Consider the following 20,540-nt stretch of genomic DNA (forward strand, 5'->3'; position numbering starts at 1 on the left):
GTTGCGTGACAGGGCGCGACTGTCTGTCGCCGGCGCCAGCGGGTAGACTGGGCGCCTGCCTCCGGGAGCTTCGCCATGGGTTCGATCCTTTCCCTGCGCCACTACAGCCACGACCAGATCGTCCACAGCCATGACCATGCCCAATTGGTCCTGGGCCTCAGCGGCTGCCTCGAGTTCGAGGTCGAGGGGCGCGGCAGCCGCGTGTTGCGGCAGACCTTCGCGGTGGTGCCGGCGCAAGCCCGGCATGCCTGCTCGAGTCCCGCCGGCAGCCGCTGCCTGGTCCTCGACCTGCCCTGCGACGGCAGCCTGCTGCTGGGCCTGGGCGAACACGCCGAAGCCGGTCGGCGGCTGTTCGAGCGACCGCAGGCGCTGTCGCTGACGCCCGCCCAGGGCCAACTGGTGAACTGGCTGGCCAGCGGCCCGATCAACGACCCGGTGATCGCCCACCAGGGCGCCGGCCTGCTCCTCGCCAGCCTGGCCAGCGAGCGCCAGCCGCCGCGCCAGCAGCCCCGCCTGCCGCTGGCCAGCCTGGACGCCTACCTCGACCGCCATGCCGCCCATCCGTTGCAGGTCGCCGACCTGGCACGGCTGGCCGGTCTTTCGGTGGCGCGCTTCCACAGCCTGTTCCTCGCCGAGACCGGGCAGACGCCCATGGACTACGCGCGCAGCCGGCGCCTGCACCAGGCCCACGAACTGCTGCTGGAGAGCAGCCTGGCGGTGGGCGAGATCGCCGCCCGGGTCGGCTACGCCTCGCAGAGCGCCTTCACCGCGGCGCTGGTCCGCGAGTTCGGCGTCACCCCGCGGCAATTGCGTCGCGAGTCCCGCGACAAAACCGGCTAGCCGCACGACAGACAAATCCGTCGCGACTCCTTACTCTCTGCCCATCGACAGACCAGGAGTCAGCATGGACATCATCGAATGGCAGGATTTCGAACGCGTCGAACTGCGCGTCGGCACCATCCTCGGCGCCGCGCCCAACCCCAAGGCACGCAAACCCGCCTACATCCTCGAGGTCGACCTCGGCCCGCTCGGCCTGCGCACCTCCAGTGCGCAACTGACCGCGCACTACCAGGCCGAGGAACTGGTCGGCCGTCAGGTTCTCTGCGTCTGCAACTTCGCTCCGAAGCAGATCGCCGGAGTGCGCTCGGAGGTCCTGGTCACCGGGGTCTACGATAGCGAGGACAAGGTGGTCCTGGCCGGCTTCGACAAGCCCCTGCCCAACGGTGCGCGCCTCGCCTGAAGGATCCCCATGAATCGACGTTCCGCCCTCGCCGCCCTGCACGGCGGCGCCCTCCTCTTCGGCCTGACCGGGGTGTTCGGCAAGCTGGCCAGCGCCTCCCCCGGGGTGATCGTGTTCGGTCGTGCGCTGTTCGCGGTGCTCGCCCTCGGCCTCTTCGCCCGCCTCGCGGGCCAGGCCTGGCGCGCCCTGGGACCCGCGCAATGGCTGCGCCTGGCGCTCTGCGGCCTGCTCCTGGCCGGCCACTGGGTGAGTTTCTTCATCGCCGTGAAGACCGCCGGCGTGGCCATCGCCACCCTCGGCTTCGCCAGCTTCCCGGCCTTCACGGTAATCCTCGAAGGGCTGCTCTTCCGCGAGCGCATTCATCTCGCGGAAGGACTGCTGGTGGTCCTGGTCAGCCTTGGCCTGGTGCTGGTCACGCCGAACTTCGACCTCGCCAGCGGCGCCACCCTCGGCCTGCTCTGGGCGATCCTTTCCGGCCTGCTGTTCGCCCTGCTGTCGCTGGCCAACCGTAGCAACAGCGGGCAGGTCGGCCCGGTGCAGGCGGCGCTCTGGCAGAACCTGGTAGTCGCCCTGTGCCTGCTGCCATTCGCGGTCGGCGAACTACCGGCGCTACCCGCTCTCGACTGGCTCTGGCTGGCCCTGCTGGGCGTCTTCTGCACCGGCCTGGCGCACAGCCTGTTCGTGGCCAGCCTGGCGGTGGTCAAGGCCCGCACCGCGGCACTGGTATTCGCCCTGGAGCCGGTCTACGGGATCGCCTTCGCCTGGCTGTTGTTCCATGAGACGCCGGGGCCGCGGATGTTCCTCGGCGGCGCCCTGATCGTCCTCGCCATCGTGCTGTCGGCGCGGCTCGGCGCCAGGAACCGGCCGGTCCCGGACAGCGGCTTATCCGCTAACCGGGGCTGAACCCGCCGAGCCTTGCATCCGGGTCACGCGCACCGGATAGCGGAAGGTTCGAGCTGCCCCGGAATGGCGGCGGCGGGCCTCAGGTTCGTTGCGCGAGGCCGGACTCGAGCGCCAGCGCGATGGGCGTGAGCTGTATCTCGGGGTTCTCCGCGAACAGCTCCATGACCCAGTTCACAAAGCAGCGCACACGAACCGACAGGTGCCTGGAGCCCGGGTAGATGACATGCACCGGCGCCGCAGAAAAGTGCCATTGCGGCAGTACCGGAACAAGTTTCCCTGCGCGTACGAATCCAGCCACCGCGAATGGGGCGCCAGGGCAGATGCCGCTGCCCGCCACGCAGGCCGAAATAGCCACGTCGGGTTCGTCGAACTGCATTCCATCGCCGGACTGCACCACGAAACGCTCCGAGCCGGACTCCAGCTCCCACATGAACGGGTTGCGCTCCCTGCCGCTGAACCAGCTCAACCGCCTGAACTGCGATAGATCGTCCGGACTGTCTACACCGCCTATGGAGGCCAGGTACTCGGGCGAGGCATACAAGCCCATCTGGATGTCGCAAAGATGCCTGGCGATCATGCTGGAATCCTTGAGCGCACCTCCCCGGATCGTGCAATCGATGCCGTCCTCCAGCAGATTGCTGATCCGGTCCGAACTACTCAGCCGCAGCTGGATCCTCGGGTAGCGCGCCTGGAAGTCGTGCAGCCTTGGAGCGATCACCCATCGGGCGATGGTGATCAGGGAGTCCACTCTGAGCCGGCCGATGGGCGTCGCCGTCCCGCCCCTGAGCGTGGCCTCCAGTTCGTCTATCTGCTGCAGCAGGACCTGGCATTTGTCGAAGTACGCGCTGCCATCGTGCGTAAGGCTCAGGGCACGGGTCGTACGATTGAGTAAGCGCACGCCTAGATGCTTTTCAAGATCGCTGACGCGCTGCGAAACGCGAGCTTTCGGCAGGCCCAGGGCATCGGCCGCGCGTGTGAAGCTGCCGGCGTCCACCACCTTCACGAAGGTGGCCATGGCGGTGAGTTTGTCCATAGATTGTTCGCGATTATTGAACCAAGAGTAACTTTGGATAATATTTTTCTTATTCTCAATCCCAATTATGGTTCCTTCCGTCCACCCACCAGGGAACCATCATGTCAAAAGCAGTCGTTGTTTATTTCTCCGGATATGGCCATACCAAGCGCGTAGCACAAGCGGCGGCGGAAGGCGCACAGGCTTCGCTGATCGAGATCGATAGCGAGGGCAACATTCCCGAGGCAGCCTGGGACCTGCTCGACCAGGCGCAATCCATCCTCTTCGGCGCGCCCACGTACATGGGCTCGGTGCCTTGGCAATTCAAGAAGTTCGCGGACGCCACTTCCAAGAAGTGGTTTGTTCGGCAGTGGCAGGACAAGGTCTTCGGCGGCTTCACCAACAGCGCAAGCCTGAACGGCGACAAGCAGGTTTCCCTGATCCTCATGCACACGCTGGCGTCCCAGCACGGCGGCATCTGGGTCAGCCTGGGCCTGGCTCCCGCCAACACCTCGGCCTCGAGCCGCGCGGATATCAACAACCTCGGCGCCTCGGTCGGCGCGCTGGTGCAGTCGCCGTCCGACGCGGATGCCCAGGCCATTCCCAGCGGCGATCTCGAGACCGTGAAGCTCTACGCCGCTCGCGTCGCCAGGATCGGACAACAGCTGCACGCCTGAGCCAGGCGCCGATGAATCACCGGCGCACCCTGCGCGCGTCGCTTGAACCTGCAACTACCTCGAAGGATATCGATCATGAAACTGTACTACTCCCCCGGCTCTTGCTCGCTGGCCATCCACATCGTGCTTCGCGAGGCCAACGTGCCTCACGAACTGGCCAAGGTCGACCTGTGGCAGCACAAGACCGCCTCGGGCGGCGATTACTTCCAGATAAACCCGAAGGGCACGGCGCCCGCCCTCGAGTTCGAAGGCGGCTTGCTGACCGAAGGCGCCGCCATCAGCCAATACCTCGCGGATCGCTACGCCCCAACGTTGGTGCCAGCCAACGGAACGCTGGAACGCAGCCGTTTGCACGAGATACTGAATTACCTCTCTTCGGATTACCACAAGTCCTTCACCCCGCTGTTCTACCTGTCCCCTTCGGACGACCCCACGGCCGCGCAGCGCCCAGTGATAGCCAAAGTGGCCTACCTGAACAACCTCCTCGCGGACGGCCGCCCATACATCCTGGGTGACGAGTTCACCGTCGCGGACGCACATCTCTTCGCCCTTACGCGCTGGTGCCCCCAATTCGGCATTTCGCTGGCCCCATTCCCAGCCTTGATGGATTTCATGGCCAGGATTGCAGCCCGTCCGGCAGTCAGGGCCGCGCTACAGGCCGAAGGACTGGAGGAACACCCCGACCAGTGCTGAGCCCTCGCTAGGTACCGGTTCTACGCGGACTGACGCCAGCGCTAGCACAGACGAGACCCGTGGCTGGGTTTCGCAGCCGACGTCAGCCCCCTGGACTTTCCTGAACGCGTCCCGCTGCTCGAGGCGGACATCCTGGAGATCGATATGTCGAAGAAAATTCTTGTTCTAGGTGCGACGGGAACAGTCGGCAAGCCGTTAGTCGAAGGCCTGCTGGCCAAGGGAGAGGCCGTCAAGGCCGCTTCCCGCGCAAATCGGAAAATGGATGGAGTCGAGAGTACGCCCTTCGATTTCGGCAAACCGGAAACCATCGCCACCGCCCTGGAGGGTGTGGATCGCACTTACATGCTCCTGCCCGCCGGCTACCTGAACGTACGCGATCTGCTCCTGCCGTTCGTCGAAGCCGCCGCAAGCCGCAAGGTGAAAATAGTCTTCCAGAGCGCCTTTGGCGTGGATGCGAATGACGCCAACCCCATGCGCCAAATGGGAAATCCTGCTGGAGAAATCCGGCACGCCCCATGTGATCTTGCGGCCGAACTGGTTCTCCGACAATTTCCATCACTTCTGGAAAGCCGGCCTCGACCAGGGGCAGATCGCCTTGCCAGCCGGTGATAGCAGGACCAGTTTCATCGATGTGCGCGATATTGCGGCCAGCGCCATCGCCGCGCTCACCTCAACCGCTTTCGACGGCAAAGCATTCAACCTCACCGGTCCCGAAGCGCTCAGTTATGCCGATGCCGCGGCGATCCTGTCCGAAGTGACCGGCAAGCCCGTGCGATACGCCGCGACATCGGACAAGGCGTTCATCGACATGCTGGAGAACAACGGTGTGCCCGCCGCCAATGCGGCGCACATGGCCTCGATCTTCCACCCGGTGCGCCAAGGCTGGATGAGCGTAGTGACCGACGATGTCATGAAGCTCACCGGCAAGAGACCGCGGACACTGCGGGAATACGCACAAGACAAGGTCGCCGCCCTGACGGCCTAGGGCCAGGCTGCGACGCCTTGGGCGTCGAAAGTCGCAGGCGCCGACCAGAAACGCCTGGGGGCGCCAGCATAACCTCTGTTTTTCCAGGTTGAACGGGAGACGACCGTGTCCATGCAATTTTCCAAAGACCATTACTGGGTTCGCCTCGCCGACACCCTCGATGGCCACGCTATCGACAGCGTTGTCGTCGGTGTCACCCCACGGGCGCTGGCCGGCCTGGGCAACCTGATTTCGGTGATCCTGCCCAACGTCGGCGAGACGTTGGCGCAGGGAGCCGCCGCGGCCGAGATCGAGTCGGACAAAGCGGTGACGAACCTGTACACCCCCGTCTCCGGCGAAATCATCGCCGTCAACGCGGCCTTGCGCGACACCCCGACGCTTGCCAACACCGACCCGTTGGGCGCCGGCTGGTTCTTCAGGGTCAAACTCAGCAACCCGGGGCAACTGGATGCGCTGCTCGACGAGAAGGCTTATGCCGAACTGTTCTGGGCCCCGTGACGACCGATTGGCTGGCCGGCACTGCGCTGGCGTCGCGATAGCCGCGGCAGACCTCCATACAGCCTCAACCTGTGGACTCCAACCATGACACTCATGAACTGCGATCCGGCCACCGGCAGTTGCCGGATTCCCGACGCTGCTCCCATCCTCCCCCAGGGGGCGAAGCAGGCCCCTGGCGGCGAAGTCACGCTCAGGTACATCGGCGACCCCATGTGCTCCTGGTGCTGGGGTATTTCCTCCACGCTCGAAGAACTCGCACGGTACTGCGAACAGAAGGGTATCGGCTTCACCCTCTCCATGGGCGGCCTGCGCGCGGGCGGGGGCGACGCATGGGGGCCGGAGTTCCGGGAGTTTCTACGCCGGGAATGGACCCATATCGCCAAGGTCACCGGTCAACCATTCGGTTTTTCCCTGCTGTCGGCAAAGCATTTCGACTATGACACGGAGCCTGCCTGCCGAGCCGTTGTGGTCGCCGAGCAAATGCTCGACCAGAAGCGGCCTGTCGCCTCCGCGACCCTGGCATTTTTCTCTGCCGTGCAGCGCAAGTTCTATGTCGAAGGCGAGGACCCCAAGAACGTGGACTTTTATAGATCCATTTGCGAAGACGCTTCGCTATCGTTCGAAGACTTCCGCGCGCATTTCGCCACTGCCGCTGCACGGCAAGCCGTCTATCGGCAATTCGCCCAGTGCGGAGAGTGGGGCGTACGCGCATTCCCCACCCTTCTGCTTGACCTGGCTGGTGATCTGAAGCAACTCAGTTCAGGCGCCACCACAGCGGCAAGCGTGATCGAACGGATCGAACATCTGCTGGGCGCACGCACCGACTGAACATCCGGACCGGCGAGGCGGGTGGCGCAATGCACGGCCCGCCAACAGCATTCTGCGGGCAGGGTCCACCGTCCTCCTTGCAACAGTCCCCGCGGCCCCCTGGCGCCGTTCACCCGTGTCGATGCGACAACGCCAGCGCGAAAGCCCCTGCCAGACTGTCTGCGCTCCGGAACCCGGGGCCTGGAACCATCGCGAAATAAAAAAACCCGGTCGAACACGCGGGGGGAAGGGGTTCGACCGGGTGCTGCGTCCAATCACCGGAGCGTTGGCAGAGGGACGCAAAGGGAAGTGTTCGTTTCCAGCGCCTGCAGCATCCGCTCGCGGGCTCGCGCCAGGCCTTTCTCACGGAACTCCGGGCCCATGTTCATGCCCTCCGCGTGGATGAAGGTGACGTCGTGGATGCCGACGAAGCCCAGCACCTGGCGCAGATAGGGTTCCTGGTGGTCGAGACCGCCGCCGGCGTAGATTCCGCCGCGGGCGGTGAGAACGAAGGCGCGCTTGCCCTGTAGCAGGCCTTCCGGCCCCTGCTCGGCGTAACGGAAGGTCAGGCCGGCGCGCAGCACATGGTCGAACCAGCTCTTCAGGCTGCTGGGAATGGCGAAGTTGTACATCGGCGCCGCCAGCACCAGCACGTCCGCTATCCGCAACTCCTCGGTCAGGCGATTGGAACGCTCGAGGGCGCGCCTTTCCGCAGCGCTATGGCCATCGCAGGGAGTGGTCCAGGCTCCCAGCAATAATTCATCGAGGTGCGGCAGCGGCTCGCGCGCCAGGTCGCGGACCTGGAAGCGATCAGCGGGATGCGCGGCTTTCCAGTGGGAGATGAATTCCGCCGTCAGCAGGCGGGAAACCGAGCCCCGTTGGCGGGCACTGCTCTCGATAACCAGGACACGGGACATGACTCGACCTCCACCCACTGCGTTACAACGATGGAGGTGAGGGTAGAGAATGATTAATCGATTAAAAAGTTGAAAAAACCGCTGTTAAGTATCGACCATATTGATTTATAAACAGGCAACACCTAGTCTTTCGGTGAGAGAACGCTCTATTTCGCGATCTTGCAGGTCAGCTTGATCCGCAACTTGATGATGTCGCGGCCGAACTGCGCGGTGAAGTTGCTGTTCTGCCCGGGCTGGATCACGCCCTTGCGCACTTTCGGGGTCTCCGGGCCGTTGCGGAACACCGCCGTGCATTCCGCCGCCTGGCCACCCAGGTTGGTGAGGAGGATGGCGCCCATGTCGCGACCGATGTCCTGGGTGCTGTAGGAGACCTCGGTGCCGTTGAGTTGCGGGTCGACCTCGATCGGATAGGCGAAAGCGGACAGGGGCAGCAGCGATAGTGCGAAACAGCAAAGCCTTTTCATGGCCGGACTCCCGGTAGCGACAGATGGAAAAATGGCAACACCCTGAAAACCACGGCATCCCGTACGTCAAGAGAATGGACAGCCATCCCGTACAGGATGCCGACGACACGATAAGCGAAGTCGCCCCTCCGGCGCACTCGTCATCGCCTGCCGGCCGCGGAAACGCCGGCGAGGCATCCCTGCATTCGAGGAGGCGGAAATGAAAGCGCCACGCGTAACCCTGGACCAATGGCGGACCCTGCAGGCGGTGGTCGACCACGGCGGCTTCGCCCAGGCCGCGGAAGCCCTGCACCGCTCGCAATCGTCGATCAGCTATACCGTGGCGCGCATGCAGGAACAGCTCGGCGTGCCGCTGCTGCGCATCGACGGACGCAAGGCGGTGCTGACCGAGGCCGGCGAGGTGCTGCTGCGCCGCTCGCGGCAACTGGTCAAGCAGGCCGGGCAACTGGAGGAACTGGCCCACCACATGGAACAGGGCTGGGAGCCCGAGGTGCGTCTGGTGGTGGACGCCGCCTACCCCACCGCGCGGATCGTCCGCTCGCTGTCCGCCTTCATGCCGCAGAGCCGCGGCTGTCGCGTGCTGCTGCGCGAGGAAGTGCTCTCCGGCGTCGAGGAAGCGCTGATCCAGGGCGCCGCCGACCTGGCGATCAGCGGCCTGATCATTCCCGGCCACCTCGGCGCCGACCTCAGCGTGGTCGAGTTCGTCGCCGTGGCCCACCCCGACCATCCGCTGCACCGCCTGCAACGCGAGCTGACCCACCAGGACCTGGAAACCCAGATGCAGGTGGTGATCCGCGACAGCGGCCGGCTACAGCCGCGCGACCACGGCTGGCTGGGCGCCGAACAGCGCTGGACGGTGGGCAGCCTGGCTACCGCGGCGACCTTCGTCGGCAACGGCCTGGGCTTCGCCTGGCTGCCGCGACACATCATCGAGCGCGAATTGCAGAGCGGCCAACTCAAGCCGCTGCCGCTGAGCCAGGGCGGCGTGCGGCAGAGCCGCTTCTACCTCTACACCAACAAGGAGAAGCCGCTCGGCCCGGCCAGCCAGATCCTCATGGAAATGCTCAAGTCGTTCGCCAACGTACCGCTCAACGCGCCCTTCGCGGCGCCCGAACCGGCCGCCGAGTGAACGCAGATGCCTGACTTCCAGCACCGCGACTGCACCCTCGTCTACGACGACCACCCCGGACCCGCCGAGCGCGCGCCGGTCCTGCTGCTGCACGGTCTCGGTTCGAGCGCCCGCGACTGGGAATACCAGCTGCCGGCCCTGCTGGGCCGCTACCGCCTGCTGGTCCCGGACCTGCGTGGCCACGGCCGCTCCGGCAAGCCGCGCGGCGGCTACAGCATGGCCGGCTTCGCCGATGACTGCGCGGCGCTGCTCGACCGGCTCGGCTGCGGCCCGGTGCACCTGGTCGGCATCAGCATGGGCGGGATGATCGGCTTCCAGTTGGCCTGCGACCGCCCCGACCTGCTGCGCAGCCTGACCATCGTCAACAGCACTCCGGAAGTCATCCCGCGCAAGCCCCGCGAACATCTGGAAGTGGCCAAGCGCAGGCTCCTCTCGCGCCTGCTCAGCCTGCGGACCATCGGCCGCGCCCTCGGCCGGCTGTTGTTTCCCAAGGCGGAACAGGCCGGGCTGCGAGAAAAGATCGAGGCGCGCTGGGCGGAGAACGACAAGCGCGCCTACCTGGCCAGCCTCGACGCGATCATCGGCTGGGGCGTGCAGGAACGATTGGCCGAGATCGCCTGTCCGACCCTGGTGATCAGCGCGGATCGCGACTACACGCCGGTATCGCTGAAGCAGGCCTATTGCGAGCGGATCGCCGACGCCCGCCTGGTGGTGGTGGAGGACTCCCGCCACGCCACGCCGATGGACCAACCCGAGATTTTCAACACCACCCTGCTCGGCTTCCTCGCCGATATCGATAAAACCAAGGAACAACCATGCTCAAACGTCTCCTGATCGCCGCCTGCACCCTGCTCTTCGCCGGTTCCCTGCTGGCCGCCACGCCTGCCGCCAAGCCGCACGTCCTGATCGCCACCAGCCTCGGCGAGATCGAGGTAGAACTCGATCCGACCAAGGCGCCGATCAGCGTGAAGAACTTCCTCGAGTACGTCGACAGCGGCTACTACGACGGCACCCTGTTCCACCGCGTGATCCCGGGCTTCATGGTGCAGACCGGCGGCTTCAGCGCCGGCATGCAGGAGAAGAAGACCCGCGCACCGATCAAGAACGAGGCCGACAACGGCCTGCTCAACGAGCGCGGCACCCTCGCCATGGCCCGCACCGGCGTGGTCGATTCGGCCACCAGCCAGTTCTTCATCAACCTGACCGACAACGACTTCCTCAACCATGGTGCCCGCGACTTCGGCTATGCGGTGTTCGGCAAGGTGGTGCGTGGCATGGGCGTGGTCGACCAGATCGCCAAGGTTCCCACCACCCGCCGCAACGGCTTCGCCGACGTGCCGAGCGACGACGTGGTGATCCTGTCCGCCAAACGCCTCTGAGTCCAGCCGCAGGGGCTTGATCCGGCGGGCCCAGGACGGGCCCGCTCCAGAAGAGAGCCATCATGCTTTATCGTCGTTTCGAACGTCTGATCGACCCGTTCCGCAGCGCTTCCGAACGCATGCCGCCCAGCGAAGTGCTGCGTTTCTATGTCTACTTCCTGCGCCAGGTCTGGCCGGTGTTCCTGGCCCTGCTGGCGGTCGGCCTGATCGTCGCGCTGATCGAGGTGGCGCTGTTCAGCTACCTCGGCCGCATCGTCGATCTCGCCCAGAGCACGCCCAGCGCGGAATTCTTCCGCGTGCACGCCAACGAACTGATCTGGATGGCGGTGGTGGCGCTGGTCCTGCGCCCGCTGTTCAACGCCCTGCACGACATGCTGGTGCACCAGAGCATCAACCCGAGCATGACCAACCTGATCCGCTGGCAGAACCACCGCTACGTGCTCAAGCAGAGCCTCGGCTTCTTCCAGAACGATTTCGCCGGGCGCATCGCCCAGCGCATCATGCAGACCGGCAACTCGTTGCGCGATTCGGCGGTGCAGGTGGTGGACGCCCTCTGGCACGTGCTGATCTATACCGTCAGCGCCCTGGTGCTGTTCGCCGAGGCCGACTGGCGCCTGATGATCCCTCTGGTGCTGTGGGTGTTCGCCTACGTCGGCGCCCTCGCCTACTTCGTTCCCCAGGTCAAGCGCCGCTCGGTGGAGGCCTCGGATTCGCGCTCGAAGCTGATGGGGCGGATCGTCGACGGCTACACCAACATCACCACGCTGAAGCTGTTCGCCCACACCCGCCAGGAAGAGGACTACGCCCGCGAAGCAATCGGCGACCAGACCCTCAAGTCGCAACGCGCCGGGCGCGTAGTGACCTCCATGGACGTGACCATCACGGTGATGAACGGCGTGCTGATCACCGGCACCACCGGCCTGGCCCTGTGGCTGTGGAGCCAGGAACTGATCTCGGTGGGCGCCATCGCCCTGGCCACTGGGCTGGTGATCCGCATCAACAACATGTCCGGCTGGATCATGTGGGTGGTCGGCGGCATCTTCGAGAACATCGGCCAGGTCCAGGATGGCATGCAGACCATCGCCCTGCCGCGCAAGGTGGTCGACCGCGAGGACGCCCAGCCGCTGCGGGTAGAGCGCGGCGAGGTGGAGTTCGAGCACATCGCCTTCCACTACGGCAAGGGCAGCGGCGTGATCCAGGGTCTCGACCTGAAGGTCCGGCCCGGCGAGAAGATCGGCCTGGTCGGACCTTCCGGCGCCGGCAAGTCGACCCTGGTCAACCTGCTGCTGCGCCTGTACGACCTGGAGAGCGGACGCATCCTGGTCGATGGCCAGGACATCGCCGGGGTGACCCAGGAAAGCCTGCGCGCGCAGATCGGCATGGTCACCCAGGACACCTCGCTGTTGCACCGTTCGATCCGCGACAACCTGCTCTACGGCCGCCCCGGCGCCAGCGACGCGGAACTCATGGAAGCGGTGCGCAAGGCTCGCGCCGACGAGTTCATCCCGCTGCTCAGCGACGCCGAGGGCCGCCGCGGCTTCGACGCCCATGTCGGCGAACGCGGAGTGAAGCTCTCCGGCGGCCAGCGCCAGCGCATCGCCATCGCCCGGGTGCTGCTCAAGGACGCGCCGATCCTGATCCTCGACGAAGCGACCTCGGCGCTGGACTCGGAAGTCGAATCGGCGATCCAGGAAAGCCTGGAGACCCTGATGCAGGGCAAGACGGTGATCGCCATCGCCCACCGCCTGTCGACCATTGCGCGCATGGACCGCCTGGTGGTGCTGGACAAGGGCCACATCGCCGAAAGCGGCACGCATGCCGAGTTGCTCGCCCATGGCGGCCTCTATGCGCGCCTCTGGCAACACCAGACCGGCGGCTTCGTCGGCGTCGACTGAAGCCTCGGCACCGGGCGGCGGCTCGCGCCGCCCGGCTTGGGTGACCTTGTCAACGGCTCTGCAACGGGCCTTTGCGCGGCAATCATCACCGCCGTCGATCTCGACTAACACGCGCTTCGATTTTTTCCGCCAGCGAAACGGTGTTCTTATCGAACCCGTGCCCCGGCTCGATCCCGACGCCTGCCGCATCGTCCCCGTCCACCTGGCGTCGGCCACGGACGACCAAGGATGCCAGTGCTCGGTACCGGGGGTTTCGCCCCATCGCTACGGAGAATCACAGAATGAAACTTGCCTCTGTCGTGTCCGCCGTCATCACCAGCCTCGCCCCCATGGCCTTCGCCCAGGACGTGGACAAGGACCCGGGCCGCGGCCTGCCGGTCGAGGAATACCACTACGGCATGCAACTGGACGTGAAGAATGTCCTGCACCGTACCGACAATTCGACCAGGACCGGCGTAGTGCCGGTGACCGTGGTCTACGAGGACCATAGCGGCGAGCTGCACAAGATCCGCTTCCTCGAATGGGGCGGCAGCACCAGCAACGGCTGAGCGGACGCCACGCCCTATCGTTCCGGCCCCCTTCAGGCCTGGCGGTAGGGCAACAGGCCGTGGGCCTCCTCGGCGTAGGCGCGCACTCCCGCCCGCTCCTGTTCGAGGAACTGCGCCACGGCATCGCGCAGACCGGGATGCGCCAGGTAGTGCCAGGAGCGCGTCAGCACCGGCTCGAAACCGCGGATCAGCTTGTGTTCGCCCTGGGCGCCGGCGTCGAAGCGCGCCAGGCCGGCGCCGATGGCGAATTCCAGGCCCTGGTAGAAGCAGGTCTCGAAGTGCAGCCGGTCGAACTCGGCCAGGCATCCCCAGTAGCGCCCGTACAGGGTGTCTCCAGCGACCAGGCTGAACGCCATCGCCACCGGCTTGCCACGCTGGTGGGCGAAGACCACGCGGATCGCCTCCGGCATGCGCTCGGCCAGCAGGCCGAAGAACTCGCGGCTCAGGTAGGGATCGCGGTCGCGCACCAGGTAGGTGTTGGCATAGCAGAGATAGACGAAATCCCACTCCAGTTCGGACAACTGGCCGCCTTCCCGCCATTCGAACTCGATGCCCTGTCCGCCGACCTGTTCGCGCTCCTTGCGCAGTTGCTTGCGCTTGCGCGAACTGAGGGCCTCGAGGAAGTCCTGGAAGTCCCGATAGCCGCGGTTGTGCCAGTGGTACTGGCAGCCCAGGCGTTCGAGCCAACCGTCACGCGCGGCAAGCAAGGTGTCCGCCCGGGCGTCGGTGAAATTCACATGGATGCTCGACAGACCGCTCGCCTCGGCCTCCTCGCCAAGGGACGCGAGCAGCCCCTGCAACCCTTCGTCCTCGCCCAGCAGGCGCGCACCGGCGACCGGGGTGAAGGGCACCCCTACCAGCAGCTTCGGGTAGTAGCGGATACCGGCCCGCTGGCAGGCGTCGGCCCAGCTCCAGTCGAACACGTATTCGCCGTACGAGTGCGCCTTCACATAGGCCGGCAGCGCCGCGCTCAGGCGCCCTTGCGGATCGCGCAGCACGCGATGGGCCGGGCGCCAGCCGGTGGCGGGCGTCACGCTGCGGCTGTCTTCCAGCGCGGACAGGAAAGCATGACGCAGGAATGGCTGGGCGGGAGGCAACAAGGCGTCCCACTCGGCGGCGTCGATATCGGCAAGGGTGGCGAGCGTCTGGATCGGCATGCGCGCCAGTCTGGCGCGAGACGCAAGGCAAGTGAAGCCGGTCGATGGAAAAAAAGCGCCCGGCGGACCCGCGATGAAACCGCCCTTCACCAAGCGAAGGCTTCGATCCATCCTACGTAGAGCGCATGACGCCAACGGCGTTATCCGCCGATACCCCGCCGCAACGGCGGAGCGAAAGCTGGGAACCCTCCGCGTAGGGCGGATAACGCCGGAGGCGTTATCCGCCGATACCCGTCGCGACGGCGGACAACCACGACGGCATTCCCGATCGGGCCCTAGATCATGCCCAGCAGCAACAGGACCAACAGCACCACCAGCAATGCGCCGACGATCCCCGAGGGTCCGTAGCCCCAGTTGCGCGAATGAGGAAAGACCGGCAGGCCGCCGATCAGCAGCAGGATCAGGATGATCAGAAGAATCGTACCGAGACTCATGGGCGTCGCTCCTGTTCGGCTCATGGGGCAAAGGGCGGCAGATTCCGCCCTTGTAGTTCTCGACCCCCGCCGAGCAACGAAGATTCAATAAATCCGCGCCCTCCAGCCTCAGTGGATGACCTTGGGCGCCGGCCCCTTGAGCAGGCGCATGAACATCAGCGCCACCGCCTGGGCGTCGCCGAGGGCGGTATGGCGACCGCTGACCGGCACATCCAGGGCCCGCGCCAGGGTGTCGAAGCGCAGGTCGATGTGTGCGTCGGGAAAATGCCGGCTGACCTTCCGGTGGTACAGCGACGAAATCTCGATGGAAGGGTTGTGCAACTGTCGGTCGAAGAGCTGGCGCAGGTGCCGGTTCAGCACGGCGACATCGAACGACAGGTAGTAGCCAAGCAGCGGCCGGTCGCCGATGAACGCCAGCAACTGGCGCAGAGCCTGCTCCAGCTGCAACTGTCCCTCCAGGTCGGCGCGGCGCAGCTTGTGGATGCGGATCGACTCCGCGTCCAGGCTCGGCGGCGGCTCGACGTAGAGTTCCAGGCGCTCGCCCATGACCAGTTTGCCGCGCCGCACCAGCACCGCGCCGATGCTGAGGATGTCGGCACGACGCGGGTCGAGGCTGGTGGTCTCGAGATCGAGGGAGATCACTTCCTCCGCCTCGACCGCCTCGTGCATCCACCAATACAGCCGGCGGCGCCAGCCCGGCCAGCGGCTGTCGGGCAACTTGACCATGGTGTTCATCGGGTCTCCAGGTGGAATTGACGGGCCACGCTCTGCTTGAACTTCTTCACCACATGCAGGCCGTAGCGCAGCATGTCGCGATCGTGGCGGCTCATGCCGCTGACGTCCAGGCCCTGCTGGCGACCGTCGCGTTGGCCGGCCAACTGGCGGGTCAGGCGCAGTTGCAGGAACAGCTCGAAAGACTCGCTCAGGTCGTCCGCCAGGCGCGCTTCGAGGACCTTGTGTCGCTTCAGCGCCTCGATCCGTGCCAGGGTCCCGCGGGTTTCCAGGCCTTCGCGCAGGGCCAGGGTGCGGATGCCGTGGACGATGGGGAAGATCCCGCCGCGCTTGAGATCGAGGCGGGCGTCCTGGGTCTTCAGTTGGCCGAGGAAGGTCAGCGGCGTATCGAATTGCAGGGCCGCTGCCGCGATATCCGCCAGCCAGCGCTCACCGCCGTCGGCGAAACCGCGCAGTTGCCGACGCAACGGCTCGAACAGTTGCAGGTTACCGGCCACCGGCCAGGCATCGGCCAGGATCGACAGGCGCAACAGCTGCTCCGGCTTGCCCTCCAGCAGCGTCCCGCGCAGCTCCGCCTGCCAGGCCGCCAGCGGCTTGCACCATTCCGGCCGACTGGCCATCACCCCTCCGGGACAGGGCGGATAACCGAACTCCAGCAAGGCCGCGCTGAAGCGCTGCATCATCGCCAGGGCCTGTTCCTGCGGCAGATCGTCGGCCAGGACCAGGGCATTGTCCTGGTCGGTCTTCAGCAACTGCTCGCCGCGTCCTTCGCTGCCCATCACCAGCAAGCAGCAGCGCCCGCGCAGGGTTGGCGGCAGCAACAGTTCGAAAAGCCGTTCGAGCAATTGCTCGTTGAGCGCGCTGACCAGCTGCATGATGAAGCGCAGGCGGATACCGTTGCCGGCCAGGGTAGCGATCAGGGTGTCCAGGGTTTCCGCGCAGCGGCGCAGGTCGCCGAGGTCGTCGGCGCGGGCGATGCGCAGCGCCAGGACGTGGGAATGGGTGGAGAACAGGCTGAGCACCTGGGTCAGGTGCAACAGGCCGATCACCTGGCCGTCCTCGGTGACCGCGACCCGCTCGATACGCTGGCGCGTCATGAGGATCATCGCGTCGAACAGGAAATCGCCCAGTTCGACGCTGGCCAGCGGACCATGGGCCAACGGCCCGATCGCCTCCAGCTCGCTGCGCCCGTCGCGGAAGTGCGCGCTCATGAGGTCGGTGCGGGTGACGATGCCGAGTTCGGACCCGTCCCTCTCCAGCCGCACCAGCAGGGCATCGGCGCCGTGGCTCAATTGCAGGCGCGCGGCGTCGCCGAGGGACAGCGAGGCCTCCACCTCCAGCGCCGGCAGCAAGTGCTCGCGGGCGATGCGGGTAAGGATGAACTCGGCAAGGTTCTGCCCGTCGCGCTGGGCCAACTGGCGCTTGGCCGCCAGGTCGGCCTGGAAGAAGCGGGCGAACCCCGGGTTCTCCCCGCACAACTGGTGGAAGCAACTGGCCGGCAACTCGTAGACGATGCTTTCCTCGATCGCCAGGTAGCGGTGCTTGCTGCTGCCGGAGAACAGCCCGCGGACGTCGAACAGGTCGTCCGCGGCGTATTGGGCGAATACCCGCCCGTCGTCGCCGCGCTCCTCGACCACGCCCTTGAGCAGGACGAACAGCCCGGGGACCGCCGAGCCGGCCTCCAGCAAGGTTTCCCCCGGCGCATAGTAGCCGACGCTGAGAGCCTGCTTGAAGGTCTCGCGTTGATGGGGGCGCAACTGGTCGAAGGGTGGCGAGGCGAAGTTGAAACTGTCAGGCATGGCTCATCTCGCTGTGGCCGGGACGCTGAAACGAAAGGCGGCGGACCGGAAACCCGGCCGCCGCCTCGGGCTACGCCTTCACGTAGCGCTTAGTGGGCCACCGCGCCAGAGGCGCCCAGGCCGGTCTGGGAACGGATGAACTGCGGGAAGAAGCGCGCCCGCTCCTCGTCGGCCGCCGCCGACTTGTCGGTGATGGAGAAGAACCAGATACCGACGAAGGCGACGATCATCGAGAACAGCGCCGGGTACTCGTACGGGTAGATGGCTTTCTCGTGGCCGAGGATCTGCACCCAGATGGTCGGGCCGAGGACCATCAGGCCCACCGCCGTGATCAGGCCCATCCAGCCGCCGATCATGGCGCCGCGGGTGGTCAGCTTCTTCCAGTACATGGAGAGCAGCAGCACCGGGAAGTTGCAACTGGCGGCGATGGAGAAGGCCAGGCCGACCATGAAGGCGATGTTCTGCTTCTCGAAGAGGATGCCGAGCACGATGGCGACCACGCCCAGGGCCACGGTGGTCATCTTCGAGACCCGCAGCTCGTCCTTCTCGTTGGCCTTGCCGCCCTTGAACACGCTGGCGTACAGGTCATGGGAGACGGCCGAGGCCCCGGCCAGGGTCAGCCCGGCGACCACCGCGAGAATGGTGGCGAAGGCCACCGCCGAGATGAAGCCGAGGAACAGGCTGCCGCCCACCGCGTCGGCCAGGTGCACCGCCGCCATGTTGTTGCCGCCGATCAGGGCGCCGGTGGCGTCCTTGAAGTCCGGGTTGGTGCTGACCAGCAGGATCGCGCCGAAACCGATGATGAAGGTCAGGATGTAGAAGTAGCCGATGAAACCGGTGGCGTAGAACACGCTCTTGCGCGCTTCCTTGGCGTCGCTGACGGTGAAGAAGCGCATCAGGATGTGCGGCAGCCCGGCGGTGCCGAACATCAGCGCGAAGCCCAGGGAGAATGCCGAGATCGGATCCTTGACCAGGCCGCCCGGACTCATGATCGCCTCGCCCTTCGGATGCACCTTGATGGCTTCGGAGAACAGCGTGCTGACGTCGAAGTTGACGTGCTTGAGCACCATGATCGCCATGAACGAGGCGCCGGAGAGCAACAGCACGGCCTTGATGATCTGCACCCAGGTGGTCGCCAGCATGCCGCCGAACAGCACGTAGAGCACCATCAGGATGCCCACCAGGACCACCGCGACATGGTAGTTGAGGCCGAACAGCAGCTCGATCAGCTTGCCGGCGCCGACCATCTGCGCGATCAGGTAGAACGCCACCACCACCAGCGAGCCGCAGGCCGACAGGGTGCGGATCTGCTTCTGCTTGAGGCGGTAGGAGGCGACGTCGGCGAAGGTGTACTTGCCCAGGTTGCGCAGGCGCTCGGCGATGAGGAAGAGGATGATCGGCCAGCCGACCAGGAAGCCGATCGAGTAGATCAGGCCGTCGTAGCCGGAAGTGAAGACCAGCGCCGAAATACCCAGGAAGGATGCCGCCGACATGTAGTCGCCGGCGATCGCCAGGCCATTCTGGAAGCCGGTGATGCGGCCGCCTGCGGCATAGTAGTCGGCCGCCGAGCGGTTGCGCTTGGATGCCCAGTAGGTGATGCAGAGGGTCGCGCCGACGAAGGCGACGAACATGACGATGGCCGAGACGTTCAGCGGCTGGCGCTGCACGTCGCCGGTCAGCGCGTCGGCCCAGAGGGCCGGAGCGAAGGCCGCAAGGCCGAGCGCGGCAAGGAGACGAGCGATCATTGCTGCGCCTCCTTGAGGATTTCCTGGTTCAGGCTGTCGAACTCGCCGTTGGCGCGACGCACGTACAGGCCGGTCAGGATGAACGCGGCAAGGATCAGTCCGACACCCATCGGGATACCCCAGGTCACGGACGAATCGGGACTGATACGCGCGCCCAGCAGCTGCGGCTGGAAAGCGATCAGCAGGATGAATATCACGTAGAGGCCAAGCATGATCGAAGAAAGTATCCAGGCGAAACGCTCTCGCTTGGCCACCAACTCCTTGAAGCGCGGATTGGTATCAATCCGCTGGTAGATGCTGTCGTTCATTGTTTTTATCCTCACAGCGGGGTGACGCGGAATGTCGTCGATATCCACTGTAGGACGCTGGTGCAAGCGCTCCAGACGACTTTAGTCGTAGCGTTTCGCCAGCCGCTCTAGACCGGTATTCCCGGGCCTTCCGGCAGATTCCGGAGCCAGCCTTCGGCAAGGAAAAACGCCGTGCCCGGTTGCCCGGGCACGGCGTTCCCCAATCGAACCAGCCGTGCTACTGCACCCAGTCCTTGACCCGTCCCGGGTTGGCCGCCACCCACTGCTTCGCCGCATCCTCGGGTTTGGCGCCCTCCTGGATCGCCAGCATCACCTGGCCGACCTCGTTGCCATCCTTCCAGCCGAACTTCTTCAGGAACTCCCAGACCGGCTTGGCCTTGGCTTCCAGCGCCGGGTTGGCGACGGTGTCGACATGCTCGGTATCGCCATAGACCTTCTTCGGGTCGTCGAGGAACTTCAGCTTCCACTTGGCGAACATCCAGTGCGGAATCCAGCCGGTCACCACCACCGGCTTCTTCTCGTTCTCGGCACGGGTCAGCTCGGCGATCATGCCGCTGCCGGAACTGGCCACCAGCTTGTAGTCGAGGCCATATTGCTTGATCGCCTCGTCGGTCTTGATCATCACCCCGGCGCCGGCATCGATGCCCACCACGCGGCCGCCGAAAGCGTCCTTCTGCGCCTGGAGGTCGGCGATGCCGTTGGCGCTCACGTATTCGGGGACGATCAGGCCGATGCGTGCGTCCGGGTAGTTGATGGCAAGGTTGACCACCTTATCCTTCATCTTCTCGTAGTAGGCGCCGTGGGTGCCCGGCAGCCAGGCCGAGAGCATGGCATCGAGCTTGCCGCGCGCCACGCCCTGCCACATGATCCCCGCCGCCACCGGCATCAGCTTCACCTCGTAGCCGAGTTTCTCGCGGATCACCTCGGCGGCCACATGGGTGGTCGCCACGCTGTCCGACCAGCCGTCCACGTAACCGATGGTGATCACCGGCTTGTCCGCCGCGGCCGCCATCCCCACCGCCGCCGACATTGCCAGGCCCGCACTCCAGCACAACAGTCGTCGCATCATTCGCATCAGACGTACCCCTTGTTCTATGCCGCCGGGGACGCTCCCCGGCGGTCGCGGCACTCTGCGGTGCCGCCGTCCATCATCGGCGCGCCCGGACGGCGGACTGCTCTGAGAACGACACCCATCGCCCCCGATAACGACATGTCCCG

The 20,540-nt window shown here is 65.6% G+C and carries 24 protein-coding genes; 14 read left to right on the forward strand and 10 right to left on the reverse strand.

Translation table 11 applies throughout. From position 1 onward, the window contains the following. Positions 1–75 precede the first annotated feature (75 nt). The 3 genes from VQ065_RS22130 (at position 76) to VQ065_RS22140 (ending at position 2,143) form a co-directional block, all read left to right on the forward strand. The gene (locus tag VQ065_RS22130; RefSeq protein ID WP_003091511.1) at positions 76–840 is read left to right on the forward strand and encodes a helix-turn-helix domain-containing protein; all 765 of its coding nucleotides are present in this window, start codon (positions 76–78) and stop codon (positions 838–840) included. A gap of 64 nt (positions 841–904) precedes the next feature. Then, positions 905–1,240 (forward strand): tRNA-binding protein, encoded by a 336-nt coding sequence (locus tag VQ065_RS22135; RefSeq protein WP_003091512.1) that lies wholly within the window; start codon positions 905–907, stop codon positions 1,238–1,240. 9 nt (positions 1,241–1,249) lie between these two features. After that, positions 1,250–2,143: a DMT family transporter gene (locus tag VQ065_RS22140; protein ID WP_003091513.1), complete on the forward strand. Its 894-nt coding sequence runs from the start codon at positions 1,250–1,252 to the stop codon at positions 2,141–2,143. 79 nt (positions 2,144–2,222) lie between these two features. Here VQ065_RS22140 and VQ065_RS22145 read toward each other — a convergent pair whose 3' ends face one another. Continuing rightward, positions 2,223–3,176 carry a LysR family transcriptional regulator gene (locus VQ065_RS22145; protein WP_003091516.1) on the reverse strand — a complete coding sequence of 318 codons (954 nt, stop codon included), beginning with the start codon at positions 3,174–3,176 and terminating at the stop codon, positions 2,223–2,225. Positions 3,177–3,277: 101 nt separating this feature from the next. Between VQ065_RS22145 and VQ065_RS22150 the strand changes: the two genes are divergently transcribed. The 6 genes from VQ065_RS22150 (at position 3,278) to VQ065_RS22170 (ending at position 6,836) form a co-directional block, all read left to right on the forward strand. After that, entirely contained in the window at positions 3,278–3,832 is a 555-nt protein-coding gene (locus VQ065_RS22150; RefSeq protein ID WP_003091518.1) for an NAD(P)H-dependent oxidoreductase, read from the forward strand. A gap of 75 nt (positions 3,833–3,907) precedes the next feature. After that, the gene (locus tag VQ065_RS22155; RefSeq protein WP_003091520.1) at positions 3,908–4,525 is read left to right on the forward strand and encodes a glutathione binding-like protein; all 618 of its coding nucleotides are present in this window, start codon (positions 3,908–3,910) and stop codon (positions 4,523–4,525) included. A 144-nt stretch (positions 4,526–4,669) separates the two neighbouring features. Then, positions 4,670–5,134 carry an NAD(P)H-binding protein gene (locus VQ065_RS22160; RefSeq protein WP_003091521.1) on the forward strand — a complete coding sequence of 155 codons (465 nt, stop codon included), beginning with the start codon at positions 4,670–4,672 and terminating at the stop codon, positions 5,132–5,134. Next, complete coding sequence (locus VQ065_RS32025; RefSeq protein ID WP_224786710.1) at positions 5,043–5,510, forward strand: NmrA family NAD(P)-binding protein; 468 nt, start codon at positions 5,043–5,045, stop codon at positions 5,508–5,510. The genes VQ065_RS22160 and VQ065_RS32025 overlap by 92 nt, the downstream gene beginning before the upstream one ends. Positions 5,511–5,621: 111 nt before the next feature. Then, positions 5,622–6,008 (forward strand): glycine cleavage system protein H, encoded by a 387-nt coding sequence (locus tag VQ065_RS22165; RefSeq protein WP_003091526.1) that lies wholly within the window; start codon positions 5,622–5,624, stop codon positions 6,006–6,008. A gap of 84 nt (positions 6,009–6,092) precedes the next feature. Beyond that, on the forward strand, positions 6,093–6,836 hold the full coding sequence (locus VQ065_RS22170) for a DsbA family protein (protein ID WP_023098494.1): 744 nt from the start codon (positions 6,093–6,095) through the stop codon (positions 6,834–6,836). 254 nt (positions 6,837–7,090) lie between these two features. Here VQ065_RS22170 and azoR3 read toward each other — a convergent pair whose 3' ends face one another. Next, positions 7,091–7,732, reverse strand: a complete 642-nt coding sequence (azoR3, locus tag VQ065_RS22175) for an FMN-dependent NADH-azoreductase AzoR3 (RefSeq protein ID WP_003091530.1) — start codon at positions 7,730–7,732, stop codon at positions 7,091–7,093. A 146-nt stretch (positions 7,733–7,878) separates the two neighbouring features. Continuing rightward, positions 7,879–8,196 (reverse strand): hypothetical protein, encoded by a 318-nt coding sequence (locus tag VQ065_RS22180; RefSeq protein WP_003091533.1) that lies wholly within the window; start codon positions 8,194–8,196, stop codon positions 7,879–7,881. Positions 8,197–8,395: 199 nt separating this feature from the next. Here VQ065_RS22180 and VQ065_RS22185 point away from each other — a divergent pair, with 199 nt between their 5' ends. The 5 genes from VQ065_RS22185 to VQ065_RS22205 all read left to right on the forward strand — a co-directional run bounded on the left by VQ065_RS22185 (position 8,396) and on the right by VQ065_RS22205 (position 13,147). Continuing rightward, entirely contained in the window at positions 8,396–9,325 is a 930-nt protein-coding gene (locus tag VQ065_RS22185) for a LysR family transcriptional regulator (RefSeq protein WP_003091534.1), read from the forward strand. Between the two features lie 6 nt (positions 9,326–9,331). Next, positions 9,332–10,159 (forward strand): alpha/beta fold hydrolase, encoded by an 828-nt coding sequence (locus VQ065_RS22190; protein WP_003091537.1) that lies wholly within the window; start codon positions 9,332–9,334, stop codon positions 10,157–10,159. Then, a complete protein-coding gene (gene ppiA / locus VQ065_RS22195; protein WP_003091538.1) occupies positions 10,141–10,704 on the forward strand; it encodes a peptidylprolyl isomerase PpiA in 564 nt (187 codons plus the stop codon). Before VQ065_RS22190 ends, ppiA begins: the two co-directional genes overlap by 19 nt. 62 nt (positions 10,705–10,766) lie before the next feature. Beyond that, on the forward strand, positions 10,767–12,599 hold the full coding sequence (locus VQ065_RS22200; protein ID WP_003091539.1) for an ABC transporter ATP-binding protein: 1,833 nt from the start codon (positions 10,767–10,769) through the stop codon (positions 12,597–12,599). Between the two features lie 281 nt (positions 12,600–12,880). Further along, positions 12,881–13,147 carry a DUF2790 domain-containing protein gene (locus VQ065_RS22205; RefSeq protein ID WP_003091540.1) on the forward strand — a complete coding sequence of 89 codons (267 nt, stop codon included), beginning with the start codon at positions 12,881–12,883 and terminating at the stop codon, positions 13,145–13,147. A gap of 32 nt (positions 13,148–13,179) precedes the next feature. Here the strand turns inward: VQ065_RS22205 and VQ065_RS22210 are convergent, their stop codons facing one another. The 7 genes from VQ065_RS22210 to VQ065_RS22240 all read right to left on the reverse strand — a co-directional run bounded on the left by VQ065_RS22210 (position 13,180) and on the right by VQ065_RS22240 (position 20,397). Beyond that, entirely contained in the window at positions 13,180–14,304 is a 1,125-nt protein-coding gene (locus VQ065_RS22210; protein ID WP_003091541.1) for a GNAT family N-acetyltransferase, read from the reverse strand. A gap of 275 nt (positions 14,305–14,579) precedes the next feature. Next, positions 14,580–14,738, reverse strand: a complete 159-nt coding sequence (locus VQ065_RS22215; RefSeq protein WP_003091542.1) for a DUF3309 family protein — start codon at positions 14,736–14,738, stop codon at positions 14,580–14,582. 108 nt (positions 14,739–14,846) lie between these two features. Next, positions 14,847–15,473 carry a 3'-5' exonuclease gene (locus VQ065_RS22220; protein ID WP_003091543.1) on the reverse strand — a complete coding sequence of 209 codons (627 nt, stop codon included), beginning with the start codon at positions 15,471–15,473 and terminating at the stop codon, positions 14,847–14,849. Then, positions 15,470–17,269 (reverse strand): CBS domain-containing protein, encoded by a 1,800-nt coding sequence (locus tag VQ065_RS22225; RefSeq protein WP_003091544.1) that lies wholly within the window; start codon positions 17,267–17,269, stop codon positions 15,470–15,472. Before VQ065_RS22225 ends, VQ065_RS22220 begins: the two co-directional genes overlap by 4 nt. An 89-nt stretch (positions 17,270–17,358) precedes the next feature. After that, entirely contained in the window at positions 17,359–19,014 is a 1,656-nt protein-coding gene (locus tag VQ065_RS22230) for a cation acetate symporter (RefSeq protein WP_003091546.1), read from the reverse strand. Then, positions 19,011–19,322: a DUF485 domain-containing protein gene (locus VQ065_RS22235; RefSeq protein WP_003091547.1), complete on the reverse strand. Its 312-nt coding sequence runs from the start codon at positions 19,320–19,322 to the stop codon at positions 19,011–19,013. Before VQ065_RS22235 ends, VQ065_RS22230 begins: the two co-directional genes overlap by 4 nt. A gap of 217 nt (positions 19,323–19,539) precedes the next feature. Then, positions 19,540–20,397, reverse strand: coding sequence for a glycine betaine ABC transporter substrate-binding protein (locus tag VQ065_RS22240; RefSeq protein WP_021265067.1), 858 nt, complete (start codon positions 20,395–20,397; stop codon positions 19,540–19,542). Positions 20,398–20,540 lie beyond the last annotated feature (143 nt).

This window comes from Pseudomonas sp. KBN10P06128 (assembly GCF_037574945.1).
GTDB lineage: Bacteria > Pseudomonadota > Gammaproteobacteria > Pseudomonadales > Pseudomonadaceae > Pseudomonas > Pseudomonas aeruginosa.